We start from the raw sequence: 12,376 nt of genomic DNA on the forward strand, positions 1-12,376 counted from the left end.
ACGAGATACTCAGCCGCATCCGGCACGGCGGGGTGATACCCAGGCCCGCGATCGGCTCCCTGGACGGCGACAGGGTGACCTTCACCGACGGAACCGAGGTGGCGGCGGACGCGATCGTCTACTGCACGGGATTCCGCATGGCCTTCCCCTTCCTGCCCGCCGGCTGTCCGGCTGGCCCCCGGCAGGAGGCCGTCGAACTGTACAAGCGGGTCGTCGCGCCCGACCGCCCCGGCCTGTACTTCGTCGGATTGATCCGCCCCGTGGGCTCGATCACGCGCCTCGTGGAAGCCCAGGCGCGCTGGGTGGCCCGGATCGTCGACGGCGAGGCCTCCCTGCCGTCGACGGATGTCATGCGCGAGGAGATCGACGTGTACCTGAAGGCCATCGAGGCGCGCTACGGGCGGACCGAGGGCGCCTCCATCCAGGTGGACGTCGGCTCCTACCTGCGGGAACTGGACGCGTTGCAGGACGCCTGACCGGGCCGGACCGGGCCGGGCCGATCCGCACGACACGGCTTCCCACGCACGGCCTCCCACGCGGGGCGTCCCACGCGGGGCGTCGCACGACACCGATCCGCGGATCCGGTCGGTGACCACGGGGAGCGCCGCCTGCCCGGAGGCTCGCCGTCGAGCGGGCTCAGCGAGCGACCGCGGCCTCCACGGGTGGCGAGACGACCGGCGGCCTGACCTCGTACGCCTCCGAGGAGACGTAGACGGTCACCCGCGGCGGGCGACCGAGCTGGTGGGCGAGCCCCACGTAGGCGATGAGCCCCACCCCGTCGCGCAGATCCCGGGAGGTGGCGGCGGACAGCGACCGGACGAGCGGGGCGGTGTCCATGCCGTGGCGGCCGAGCACGGCCAGCGCCCGATCGAGGGCCTCGCCGTCGTGTCGGGCGTAGTCGCGGATCGGGACGTAGAGCGTGAAGCCGCTCGGCCGTCCGGTCGCCGTCTCGGTGAAGGCGTGGCAGGACTGGACGGGCCGCCGCCGCGGTCGCGCGATCCGCCCGTCCTCGACGTCGAGGTCGTCGAGGTCGGGGACGTGACCGGCCGCCATGCGGAAGAAGGTCGTGACCTCCGTCTCGCCGGGGCCGCCGTCCACGCGCGACAGGCCGGCCGCCTCCGCGGCCGTCAGGTCGTGGTGCGCGAGGTAGACCTTGACCCGGGGTTCCTCCCAGGAGCCCAGGTCCAAGGCGAAGAAGAGGTGACGGTCGCCCTGCGGTAACGCCGTGAACGCCTTCCGGTGGCCGAGACGACGCAGGGCCTCGCGCACCGTCTCGGCGGAACGTTCCTGCCCGGAGGCCGCCGGGTTCAGATACACCTTGATCTTGGGGATTCCGCCGGGGAGGAGTTCCAGCGCGCACCAGAGCGCCAGCGGACCCTGCGGATTCGGCGGGAAAAACAGGTCCTCCAGTTCGTCCAGCCCCTTCGTGTCGAATCCCCACCGCCCCGCCATCTCGCGGACCACCCGCAACCCGGTCCGCCCGTTCTCCGCCAGACTGCCGGCGCCGTACCCGGGCTCCAGCAGCACGCGCAGGGTCGGTTCGGCGTGCGCCACGAAGGAGAGCGAGAACTCCACCGGCGAGTGGTCGTCGGAGAGGAACGAGTGCTCGGGAGGCGGCAGGTCGAGTGACCGTTCCGCGACGGGGCCGAGCGCCGCGAGCAGTGTTCGCGCGTAGGACGCGGAGTCGGCGCCGTTCAACCCCGCGGCCTCGCAGAGCCGCAGGGCCTGTCTCGCCGCATGAGAACCGAGCGTTCCCCCGAGGGTCTCCCTCGGGGGAACAGTCCGTGGGGCGCTCACCGACCCTCCCCCCACCGACGGGAGCGCCCAAGAAGATACCCGCCTGGAGGGGCGGGTATCGAGGGTTCCCTGTTCGGTGAGGTGTTGCAGCACCGCGGCGTCGTCGGATATCTGGTCCACGACACCTCCCTTGCCTCGTAAGTGACATCGAACAACGCGATGCTCACTACCCTTGAGGAGGAACGCTCATGCGGCGGCGGGAGGACCGGTGGAAGTGGACTTGATCACCTGGTGAGCCAGTTGAGGAACTGGCTCCACTTGCCGCTGTGTTCACGTCGGTGACTCGCCACGCCCGGGTCCTGGCTCGTTGACGCCCCGGCGCGCGCCTGCGGCGCGCTCTCGCGGGCCGTCTCGAACGGCGTGAACCTGGTGGGCAGCGTGGCGAGGCCGCGGTTGAACGGACCCGGGCGCCACACCAGGCTGTCCTCCGGCACGGAGAGTTCGACGTCCGGGAGCCGGTTGAGGAGGTTCTCGATGGCGGTGACGGTGATCTGCCGGGCGGGCTCCTTCGACGGGCAGGCGTGCGGGCCCGCGCTCCAGGCCAGGTGGGCCCGGTTGCTGCCGGCCTGACGTGCGGCCGTCAGCGCCGGCCCGGTGTTGGCGGCCGCGAAACTGACCAGCATCAGATCGCCCGCCTGCACCTTCTGCCCGGCGAACTCCATGTCGGAGGACGGGTAGTGGGGTGCGAGGTTCTGCATGGGAGGGTTCTCCCACAACGTGTCGTCGAGGGCCTCGTCGATCAGGCCGCCCTTGTGGGCGTACGCGTCGTGGGTGAGCAGCCGGTGCAGGGTGTTGCCGATCAGGTTCCGCAGCGGTTCGTTGCCCGCCACCAACAGCAGGGCGAGCTGATGGACCATCTCCTCGTCGGTCAGCTTCGCCTCGTGCTGCATCAGCCACGAGGTGACGTCCTCGCCAGGCTTGGCACGCTTGAGCGCCACCAGTTCACCGACGGCCCCGTACAACACCTCGACGGCCCGCTCCGCGTTGACGCCGTCGAACATGCCGGTGATGCCGAACAGCACGCGGTCGCCGATGTCGGCGGGGCAGCCGAAGAGTTCGTTGAACACGAACAGCGGCAGCTGCTTGGCGTAATCGCCGAGCAGGTCGGCCGAGCCACGTGAACCGAACTGCGAGACAAGGTAGTTGGACACCTGTTCCGTGCTGCGCGCCAGCCTGCGCGAGTCGACGCGGCCCATGCTGTCCGTGATGGCCTGACGCAGCCGCAGGTGCTCGACGCCGTCGCTGAACATGCAGTTGGGGCGGTACGAGAGCACGGCCGCGACCGGGTTGTCCGGGCTGATCCGACCCTCGTTCAACTCCCGCCAGCGGCGGGCGTCCTTACGGAAGGAACCGGAGTCCTGGAGCAGTTGCAGGGCCGTCGAGTAGTCGGTGACGAGGGTGGCCTCCACCCCGGGAGCGAGCTCCACGGGAGCGGTGGGCCCGTAGTGGCGCAGATAGGTGTAGTACGCCTGGGGATCGGCCGCGAACCCCGGTCCGTGCAGCGGCACCCGGCCGCCGACCTGGTGAGCGGGGCACCCGGGCGGGGGAACGGGTGCGGTGTGTTGAGCGTCCATGTCTGCTCCTAGCGAGCGCGGTCCAGCAAATAGCGGACGAGTGTGATCAATGCGTCTGCCGACGACTTGGGGTCGCGCGCGTCGCACGTGACGACCGGGGTGTCGTCGAGCAGGTCCAGCGCCTCGCGCAGGGCCCGTTCCGCGCGATCGGGCGTTCCGTCGAAGCGGTTGACGGCGATCGCGTAGTCGAGGCCGTACTGCTCGATCAGGTCGATCACGGCGAAGGAGTCCGCCAGTCTCTCGGGATCCACCAGCACCAGCGCGCCGAGCGCGCCACGTGCCATGTCCTCCCACATCTGTACGAACCGCAGCTGACCGGGGGTCCCGAACAGGTACAGCACCACGCGTTCGCTGATCGTCAGCCGGCCGAAGTCCATGGCCACCGTGGTGGTGGTCTTGGTTCGCACTCCCTTGAGGTCGTCGAACGACTCGCCGGCGCGGGTCATCGTCTCCTCGGTGGACAGCGGAGGGATCTCCGATATCGCGCCGATGAAGGTGGTCTTGCCCACGGCGAAGTGACCGACGACGAGGATCTTCACGGCCGTCTGCGTCGCTCCGTCGCGGACGTACGCCTGCTCAGCCAAACTTGGTGCGTAGACCATTCAGCACCTCCTCGAGGATGTGGCGGTCCGTGAGCGTGGCCCGCTGCACGGGAGGACGGGTGATCAGGTAGCCGCCCTCGGTGAGCGCGGCGAGGACGATCTTCACCACACCCATGGGCAGCCGTGTGTGCCCCGCGATCTCGGCGACCGAGAGGTAGCCCGCCGTACACAGGTCCAACAGGCCCTGCTCCTCGGGAGACAGCTGGGTCGGACGCTGCTGCCGGTCACCCGCGGCGGTGACCAGGGTGATGAGGGACAGGTGCTCCTCGTCGGGCAGGCCGCGTCCCTTGGTGATGACGTACGGACGCACTAATTCGGCGGCCTCCGGCTCCAGTTCGTCGAAGCCGTTCACGAGTGGACGCCGAGGTTCTCGCGGGGCGGCGTCGTCAAGGCCTTGCCCAACTGGCCGACGAGCTGCAGCATCCGGAAGGTGATGTCCTGCATGTCGACGTCCGGCGAGGCCGAGACGCCGAGGTAGGCGCCCTCCCCGGCGGAGATCAGGAAGACCCAGCCGCCGTCGAACTCGACCAGGGTCTGACGCCACTGCAGGTGGCCGCCGTCGACGAAGAACCCGAGCGAGCGGCTGAGGGACTGCACACCGCTCATCGCGGCGGCGACCGTGTCCGCGTTGTCCTTGTCGAAGTCCTTCGTCCGGGCCATCAGCAGGCCGTCGGCGGAGACCAGGACCGCGTGCAGTGCCCCGGGTATCTCCAGGGCGCTGTCCAGCATCCATGACAGATCGTTGTTCACGGGACCTCATGTCCTTCGCTGCTCGCATCACGTGTGCTGCTCGTCTGACCCGACGACGAGCCCGAGGGTGTGGCCCGTCCGTGGAGCGTGCCCCGCTGGAACGCGCCCATGATCGCCGCGGCTTCCGCGTCGGAGCGGGGCGCCGACGCCGCGCCCTGGGTGTTGCCGGGCACGATCGCCATCGGCCGCTTGCGGCTGCGCTTGGGCAGGCCGTCGACGGTCGAGGACGTGGCCACCGCGTACTCGGGGCCGCCGGGGTGTGCGGTCGACGCGGCGCCGGTCGGAGCCGGGGCCTTGCGCTCCGGCATGCCGGTGAGCAGTTCGTGCGGCAGGAGGAGAACGGCGCGGACGCCGCCGTACGGTGAGCTGGAGTCCACGGACACCTCGAAGCCGAATCGCTCGCAGAGCACGCCGATCACGGCGAAGCCGAACTGTGGAGGGTTGCCGAGCCCCGAGACGCCGGAGACCCGCTCGGTCGTCAGGAGTCTCACTGCCCTGGCGCGCTCCTCCTCGTTCATGCCGACGCCGGCATCGTCGACGACGATGCAAATGCCCTTGGGCACGGTGCGGATGTTGATTTCGACGACGGTGTCCGGGCTGGAATAGCTGGTGGCGTTGTCGAGCATCTCGGCGAGGGCCAGTGCCACGGGTTCGACGGCCCGGTGGGTGATGCCGAAGTCGACCTGCGAAAGGATCTCCACCCGCCGGAAATGGCGGATGCGTCCCTGTGCGCTGCGGACCACGTCATAGACCGAGGCGACGTCGCGCCGGCGCCCCAGCCAGCCGTCACAGAGCACGGCGATGGATTGCGCACGCCGCCCGAACTGCGAGTTCGTGTGGTCGATCTCCAGGAGGTCCTGGAGAATGACGGACTCGCCGTACTTGCTCTGGAGTCCGGAGATGACCGATTGCTGCTCGGCGGCAAGACCTTGGAGTGTCCGCATGGCGGACTTGAGGACGGATTTCGTCGCGTCCTGGGCCTGTTCTTTCTCGGCCTCGACGGATGTGGAGAAACTGTGCTCCAGTGCGGCGTAATGGTGTGTGAGTTCTTCGAACTCGTGTCTCAGGGCCCGGGTCGCTCTGCGCTGGCGAACAATGATGGCGCCGGCGCCGGCGATGGCGCCGACGACGGCGACAAAAAGGGCCCAGAGTACTGGGGTCTGTATGTAATACGTCATAAGACTCTCTTCAGGCGACTGACGGCCAGTTGCTGAATTCCGTCAAATGCGGGTGGACCGGCGGACCGCCCGTGCCGGGGGTTCTGCCCGGATGGTTCGCCGTGCTCGGAGATGTCGTTTTATGACCATCTGCCGCCCGCAAGTGCGATGATCGTATCACTGGGTGTGAACAGGTGATCGACCGTCAACAAGGGTCTTCTTGATGCCCATTGGCTCGATTCGATCGACCTCGCCGTACCTCGTTGAAGGGCGGGGAGCGCGCGACCCGGTGAGTGTGAGTTCGGGCGCGACTTCGGTCCGGAATCAACTATTCCGGATTCTGTCGCTCGCGATGTGGCGGCTTTCCGGTCGCGGGATCGGCGCGGTCTTCTCCGGAGGACCGAGGATCTTCGAAGAACGGGAATTCCGGGCCGAACGGGGTTCCCGCGCGGGCGGTCCTCGCCGCCGGATCGTCCACCGACCGCGACAGCGCCCCAGGACTCAGGTTCGGCGGCCCCGGCCGACGGCGAAGGCGACGAGCACTCCGGCCAGGGCGGCCCACAGGACGCCCTCACCACCCGCCTGGATCCAGCCGACGAGGCCGAGGAGGACCGCGGTGCACACCCCCGCCGCGAGGGCCCGGGCATCACGGAGGAAGGTCCACTGGACGCGGCCCGCGCCGGGTTCCCTCAGCTCGGCGACGGCGGTCTTGACGACGAGTGCGGCCACCACGATCGCGACCACCACGAGGGTTGTCTCCACTCAGGCTCCCGAAGTCGGTTCCGCCCCGCCGGCCAGCCGGGGATCGGAAGCGCCGATGGAGGTCAGGGGTTCCGTCACGGCCGGCGCCGACCGTCTCCTCCTCGTACAGGTGACGGTAGACCCTGTCCCGCCGCGGCAGAAGTACGGCGCCGCAGCAGGGTGACGGCGAGGACCAGGGCGACCGCGGCGCCGTAGGCGACGTTGCTCAGCGCCGCCGCGTGGCCGAAGACCGGGGCCAGTACGTAGACGGCGGCGCCCGCGAGCGCCACGCCGAGCCATTCCCAGCGACCGTCCAGGGCCACGAGGGCGATCAGCAGCAGGGCGTACCAGGAGTACCCGGGAGTGAGGAGCGCGAAGGACCAGCCGACGACCGTCAGCGCCCCGCTCCAGGGCCGCCGAGGGTCCCCGCGCCACATCACGTGGACGCACACACCCGCCACGGCCACGAGCAGCACGGGCAACGCCCAGCCGTCGGGCAGTACCAGCCGCAGCAGCGAGTACCGGGACCCGGACGCCGGGTCCTCGTAACCCTCCTCCTGCACGTAGCCGCCGAGGTAGCCGAGGACGGAGCCGTGCGAGAGGAGGAGGTACGGCAGGTAGGAGAGGGCGGTGAAGGCCGCTGCGGGCAGGAGCACCACGGCCGCGTCCCGGATCCGGCGAACGCCCGACAGCGCGCCGGGCAGAACGATCGCGGGCAGCAACTTGGTGGCGACGGCGGCGCCCAGCAGCACCCCGCCGCCGGCCCGCCGCCCCGCCGCCCGGGAGGCGACGAGGCCGAGGCCGACGACCGCGAGGAGCGTGCCCAGCACGTCGACGTGCGCGTTGTTCACGGCCTCGACGGCCACGGCCGGACACCAGGCCCAGTACGCGGCCCGACGGAGGTCGCCGCCCCCGCGCCGCAGGATCGCGAGCAGCGCGCCGGTCACGCCGAGGGAGATCAGGGCGCCGCCGACCTGGAAGGCCTTGTGCCGGGCCCCCTGTGGCGACAACCGGTCGACGGCCAGGAAGTACGCCTCGGCGACGGGCGGGTAGATGGTGTGGACGCCCGGCCGGTTGATGCGCGTGCAGTGGGGCGCGGCGCCCGCGTGGGGGAGGGGGACGAGGTCCGGCCCGGTGCAGGCGGCCCCCGTGGGGAAGAGCCACGGGTCGCGCAGCCGCGCGAGCGCCGGATCCCGCGGCGCGTGGTCGTACGGCGAGATCCCGGCGGACTGGACGCGGCCGTCCCACGCGTAACGGTACGAGTCGGTACTCGTCCGGGGCGCCGCGACCAGCCCGGTCACGGTGACGGCGACCGCCCCGGCGAGGACCAGCGGCACCACGTGGTCGGCCCGGACCCGGCGCAGCGCCACCAGGGCGGCCGCGAACAACAGCCAGCAGACGGCGTACCGGGCGAACAGGCCGACGGGGTCGGTGAAGACACCGTCGTACCGCACGGTGAGGACGAGCGCCGTCACGAGGGCGGCGAGGGCGGCGGAGGCGAGGGCGGTACGCGGGTTCACAAGGCGCAAGCGTTCCAGGAAGGGCCCCTCCGGCGGACCCCGACGCCCCTGACGTCCGCGTTTCGTAAGGTGTTCAAGCCGCTCGCGCCCATGGCCGCGGGGGTGTGATGGAGACATGCGTTTCACTCTGCCCCCGGGCCCGCCGATCACCTTCAAGGCGCGGCTCCACGACGCCCGCACCGCGACCGCGATCGGCCGTTGGCTGGCCCTGACCTTCCTCGTCTGCTTCACGACCGGTGTGCTGAGCCACTTCCTCCAACATCCGCCGGGGTGGCTCGCGGACCATCTGCCGAGCCGCCCGTACTGGGGCTATCGGCTGACCCAGGGCCTGCACGTGGTCTCGGGCATCGCCGCGATCCCGCTGCTGCTCGCGAAACTGTGGGCGGTGTACCCGCGCCTGTTCGCCTGGCCGCCGGTGCGGTCCGTGTCGCACGCGCTGGAGCGCCTGTCGGTGGCGGTACTGGTCGCGGCCGCCCTGTTCCAGCTCTTCACCGGCCTGTTGAACACGTTCCAGTGGTACCCGTGGCCGTTCAACTTCGTGCCCGTCCACTACGCCGTCGCCTGGGTCGTCATGGGCGCCCTGCTGCTGCACATCGCGGTGCAATGGCCGCGGATCCGGGACCACTTCACCCTCGATTCCCCCGGCACCCTGTCCCTGCCCGAGGCCGACGGACCGAACCGGCGCCAACTGCTGGTCGGGGTGGCCGCCGCGGTGGGAGCGGTTACGGTGACCACCGCCGGGCAGTCGGTGACCGCGCTCGGCCGCCTGGCGCTGTTCGCCCCGCGCAGCCCCGCGTACGGAGTCCAGGGACTGCCGGTGAACCGTACGGCCGCCGCCGCGCGCGTCACCGAGGCCTCGCTCGTCGACTGGCACCTGACCGTCCACGGACCCCGCCCGTTCACCCTGACCCTGGAGGAACTCAACGCCCTGCCGCAGCACGAGGTGACGCTGCCCATCGCGTGCGTCGAGGGATGGAGCAAGTCGGCCCGCTGGACCGGGGTACGCGTCCGCGACCTGCTGGAACGGGCGGGAGGCGGCCCCGGCTCGCGCGCCCGGGTGGTGTCGCTGGAGGCGGCCGGCGCCTACCGGGTCATGGACATGGGACGCCTGTACGCGCAGGACCCCCTCACCTTGCTCGCCCTGCGACTGGGCGGCGAGGTGCTCTCCCTGGACCACGGCTATCCCGCCCGGATCATCGCCCCCAACCGGCCGGGGGTCCTGCAGACCAAATGGGTCGGCCGACTGGAGGTCGTGTGATGAGGTCCCGATACGTGCTGGGAGCCCTCGGACTCGCGTTGACGGCCTGGGGCGGGCTGCTCCTGGTCCGGCAACCCGAACCCTGGCGGATCGCCCTGTGGCTCGCGGGCGCCGTCGTGGTGCACGACGGGTTCCTCGCCCCGCTCGTGATGGCGGTCGCCGCCCTGACCGCGGCGGTCGGACTCCGCCTGCGGGGCGTCCCGCGCGCCGCCCTGATCGTCGCGGGTTCCCTCACCGCCATCGCCCTGCCCCCGCTGCTGCGCCCCGGGGCCGTCGCCAACGCGACCGTCCTGCCACTGGACTACCTGCGCAACTGGCTGCTGACCATGGCGGCGATCACCGTGCTCACCCTCCTGTACACGGGCACGCGCGCCGCCCTGCGCCGGACGGCCCGCCGGCACTGAACGCACCGAAGCCGCCCTCCGGCCGCAAGAACGTTCCGGCCGGAGGGCGGCTGTCCGGTGGGTGCGGTCAGCGGCCCAGGTGCACGAAGTGCCGGCCCGCCGACTGCCAGGTGCCCGCCGGGCTCCAGCCCGCACCCTCCGCCGCCGCGCACAGGGCGCGGGTACCGAGCCTGGCCCACCGGAAGGGCGCCCCCCGCCCGCCGTGTCCGTCGTCGACGTGGACCTCGACGCGTTCGTCCACGTCGGCGCCGACCACCTCGACGAACAGGGCCCCGTCGGGAGCCGTGAGTTCGGCCGCGCGACGCAACAGGGCCGAGGGGTCGCCGCCGATCCCGATGTTGCCGTCGATGAGCAGCACCGCCCCCCAGCGACCCTCGCGTGGCAGCGGGTCGAACACCGACCGGCACAGGGCGCTGCCGCCCGCCCGCACGGTGCGCTCCACGGCGGCCGGCGTGACGTCCACGCCGAGCGCCGTGTGACCCCTGCGGGCGAGGGCGGCGACCAGCCGGCCCGGCCCGCAGCCCACGTCGAGGACGGGGCCCCGGCAGCGGTCCAGGACGCTGTCGTCGGCGATGTCCGGTTCCGCGCACCAGCGTTCGACGTCGAGGGGCAGCAGCCAACCGTCACCGCGCCGCAGGAACAGGGGACCCTGGCCGGCGCGCAGCGCCTCGGCGTACGGGTCGGCCTGCCAGGTGCGGGCGGGTTCCAGGAGACGAACGGTCATCGCGTCACCGCGCACAGGCCGGCGTGCAGGGCCGCGAACCGGGTGGCCGGCGCGGCTGCCGCCACGCGCGCCGCGTCCTGCGGGGTGTCCACGTCACACAACTCGGGCAGGTCCCGCACGGTCAGTCCCGCGGCGATCAGCCGCCGCCGCTGCACCGCGCCGGTGTCCGGTACGGACATCGGGACGCCGCACAACAGGTCCGGGTCCGGATCCGCGAGCCCCAGGGCCCAGAAACCACCGTCGTCCGCCGGCCCGAACCAGGCGTCCGTGTCCGTGAAATCGAGGCCCTGCCGGAGCAGCTCCGGGGTGACCTGAGGGGTGTCCATCCCGATGAGCAGGGCCGGTCCGCCCGCCAGGTCGAAAGCCGCGGCGAGGCGGACGTCGAGGGTCCCCGCGCACTGCGGCCGGACATCGATGCCGTCCGGCAGCCAGGGGCCGGCCTCCCCGTCCAGGACCAGGATCCGCCGTCGGGCCGGGGTGGCGAGGACGGCGGCCAGGGTGTCGCGGAGCGCGGCGCACGCCAACTCGGCGGCCTGATCGGGGGTGAAGCGCGAGGTCAGACGGGTCTTCACCCGCCCGGCGACGGGCGCTTTGGCGATGACGAGGAGAGTACTCACGCGACGACCCCCTCACCCGGCGCGCAGCGGGCGCCGGGGGCCTCGCCCAGGACCCGCCGCATGTCGCGCACGGCCTGCCAGGTGCCCCGCCAGGTCCCGGTGACCTTGGACTTCCCCGAGCGGGGCAGGTAGGGGACGTCCGTCTCGCTCACCCGCCACCCCGCGTCGGCGGCCCGTACGACCATCTGGAGCGGGTACCCGCTGCGGCGGTCGGTCAGGGCCAGATCGAGCAGGGCCTCGCGGCGCGCGACCCGCATCGGCCCCAGGTCGTGCAGCCGCAGGCCGGTGCGGCGGCGCAGCATCCGGGCCAGCGCGAGATTGCCGGCCCTGGCGTGGACCGGCCACGCACCGCGGCCGCTCGGTCGGCGCCGGCCGAGCAGCAGGTCCGTCTCGCCGGCGACGATCCGGGCCGCCATGGGGGCGAGCAGCCCGGGATCGAGGGAGCCGTCGCAGTCGCAGAAGCAGACCAGGTCGGCACGCGCGGCCAACAGTCCGGCGTGGCAGGCGGCCCCGAACCCGCGTCGGGGCTCGTGGACGACCGTGGCGCCGAGGGCGCGGGCGATGTCGGGGGAGCCGTCGGTGGAACCGTTGTCGACGACGATGGCCCGCCAGCCGGCGGGCACACGGGCCAGCACCCAGGGCAGGGCCTCCGCCTCGTCGAGACACGGCAGTACGAGGTCCGCGCGAGGCGGTGCACAGGCAGATTCAGTCACCCTCCACACCGTAGGAACCGGACAGCCCGGAAAGGCGATTCAAGACCTTACGAAACGCGGACGCCGTGCCGCGTACGGACCTCCGAGGACCCCGGCCGCGGCCCGCGGTGTCACCCTTGAGGCATGGCATCGAGCATCGAGCGGCATCCGGACACGGGCCCGCACACCGAGCGGGAACCCGCGCCCGCCGAGACCCCCGGCCTCGTCCTGGTCGTGGACGACGACCCGACCGTCTCGGAGGTGGTGGCCGGCTACCTGGAACGGGCCGGATACCGCGTCGAGCGGGCAGCCGACGGCCCGGCCGCACTGCGCGCCGCTCAGGAGCACCGACCCGACCTGGTCGTCCTCGACCTGATGCTCCCCGGCATGGACGGACTCGAGGTCTGCCGTCGACTGCGCGCCCACCGGGACGGGACCCCGCCCGTCCCGGTGGTCATGCTCACCGCGCGCGGAGACGAGGACGACCGGATCCTGGGCCTGGAGGTCGGCGCCGACGACTACGTCACGAAGCCCTTCAGC

The 12,376-nt window shown here is 71.6% G+C and carries 14 protein-coding genes and 1 pseudogene; 4 read left to right on the forward strand and 11 right to left on the reverse strand.

Translation table 11 applies throughout. The annotated features are described in order from the left end of the window. Window positions 1-476: pseudogene (locus tag ADK55_RS04565) on the forward strand (flavin-binding monooxygenase); the annotation flags it as partial. A gap of 160 nt (window positions 477-636) precedes the next feature. Here ADK55_RS04565 and ADK55_RS04570 read toward each other — a convergent pair. The 8 genes from ADK55_RS04570 to ADK55_RS04605 form a co-directional block, all read right to left on the reverse strand. Next, a complete protein-coding gene (locus ADK55_RS04570; RefSeq protein ID WP_053676154.1) occupies window positions 637-1,797 on the reverse strand; it encodes a tryptophan dimethylallyltransferase family protein in 1,161 nt (386 codons plus the stop codon). A gap of 224 nt (window positions 1,798-2,021) precedes the next feature. Then, window positions 2,022-3,371, reverse strand: coding sequence for a cytochrome P450 (locus tag ADK55_RS04575; protein WP_053676155.1), 1,350 nt, complete (start codon window positions 3,369-3,371; stop codon window positions 2,022-2,024). Window positions 3,372-3,379: 8 nt separating this feature from the next. Further along, window positions 3,380-3,973 carry a GTP-binding protein gene (locus tag ADK55_RS04580; protein WP_053676156.1) on the reverse strand — a complete coding sequence of 198 codons (594 nt, stop codon included), beginning with the start codon at window positions 3,971-3,973 and terminating at the stop codon, window positions 3,380-3,382. Further along, window positions 3,948-4,325, reverse strand: a complete 378-nt coding sequence (locus ADK55_RS04585) for a DUF742 domain-containing protein (protein WP_234349891.1) — start codon at window positions 4,323-4,325, stop codon at window positions 3,948-3,950. The genes ADK55_RS04580 and ADK55_RS04585 overlap by 26 nt, the downstream gene beginning before the upstream one ends. Beyond that, window positions 4,322-4,723 carry a roadblock/LC7 domain-containing protein gene (locus ADK55_RS04590; protein ID WP_053676157.1) on the reverse strand — a complete coding sequence of 134 codons (402 nt, stop codon included), beginning with the start codon at window positions 4,721-4,723 and terminating at the stop codon, window positions 4,322-4,324. The genes ADK55_RS04585 and ADK55_RS04590 overlap by 4 nt, the downstream gene beginning before the upstream one ends. Continuing rightward, window positions 4,720-5,901 carry an ATP-binding protein gene (locus ADK55_RS04595; RefSeq protein ID WP_053676158.1) on the reverse strand — a complete coding sequence of 394 codons (1,182 nt, stop codon included), beginning with the start codon at window positions 5,899-5,901 and terminating at the stop codon, window positions 4,720-4,722. Before ADK55_RS04595 ends, ADK55_RS04590 begins: the two co-directional genes overlap by 4 nt. A 480-nt stretch (window positions 5,902-6,381) precedes the next feature. Further along, window positions 6,382-6,642, reverse strand: coding sequence for a hypothetical protein (locus ADK55_RS04600; protein WP_053676159.1), 261 nt, complete (start codon window positions 6,640-6,642; stop codon window positions 6,382-6,384). A gap of 74 nt (window positions 6,643-6,716) precedes the next feature. Further along, on the reverse strand, window positions 6,717-8,141 hold the full coding sequence (locus ADK55_RS04605) for a glycosyltransferase 87 family protein (protein ID WP_063839440.1): 1,425 nt from the start codon (window positions 8,139-8,141) through the stop codon (window positions 6,717-6,719). Window positions 8,142-8,256: 115 nt separating this feature from the next. Between ADK55_RS04605 and ADK55_RS04610 the strand changes: the two genes are divergently transcribed. Together ADK55_RS04610 and ADK55_RS04615 are read left to right on the forward strand one after the other, a co-directional pair. Further along, on the forward strand, window positions 8,257-9,399 hold the full coding sequence (locus ADK55_RS04610; RefSeq protein WP_053676160.1) for a molybdopterin-dependent oxidoreductase: 1,143 nt from the start codon (window positions 8,257-8,259) through the stop codon (window positions 9,397-9,399). Further along, entirely contained in the window at window positions 9,399-9,803 is a 405-nt protein-coding gene (locus ADK55_RS04615; RefSeq protein WP_053676161.1) for a hypothetical protein, read from the forward strand. Before ADK55_RS04610 ends, ADK55_RS04615 begins: the two co-directional genes overlap by 1 nt. 67 nt (window positions 9,804-9,870) lie before the next feature. Here the strand turns inward: ADK55_RS04615 and ADK55_RS04620 are convergent, their stop codons facing one another. From ADK55_RS04620 to ADK55_RS04630, 3 genes are read right to left on the reverse strand one after another with little or no spacing between them, the layout of a single operon-like run. After that, window positions 9,871-10,527: a class I SAM-dependent methyltransferase gene (locus ADK55_RS04620; RefSeq protein ID WP_053676162.1), complete on the reverse strand. Its 657-nt coding sequence runs from the start codon at window positions 10,525-10,527 to the stop codon at window positions 9,871-9,873. Beyond that, the gene (locus ADK55_RS04625) at window positions 10,524-11,144 is read right to left on the reverse strand and encodes a TIGR04282 family arsenosugar biosynthesis glycosyltransferase (protein ID WP_053676163.1); all 621 of its coding nucleotides are present in this window, start codon (window positions 11,142-11,144) and stop codon (window positions 10,524-10,526) included. Before ADK55_RS04625 ends, ADK55_RS04620 begins: the two co-directional genes overlap by 4 nt. Beyond that, window positions 11,141-11,857, reverse strand: a complete 717-nt coding sequence (locus ADK55_RS04630) for a glycosyltransferase family 2 protein (protein ID WP_053676164.1) — start codon at window positions 11,855-11,857, stop codon at window positions 11,141-11,143. The genes ADK55_RS04625 and ADK55_RS04630 overlap by 4 nt, the downstream gene beginning before the upstream one ends. 123 nt (window positions 11,858-11,980) lie before the next feature. Here ADK55_RS04630 and ADK55_RS04635 point away from each other — a divergent pair. Then, window positions 11,981-12,376 (forward strand): response regulator (locus ADK55_RS04635; RefSeq protein ID WP_159041278.1); only part of this gene is annotated, 396 nt, incomplete at its 3' end.

This window comes from Streptomyces sp. WM4235 (assembly GCF_001279725.1).
GTDB lineage: Bacteria > Actinomycetota > Actinomycetes > Streptomycetales > Streptomycetaceae > Streptomyces.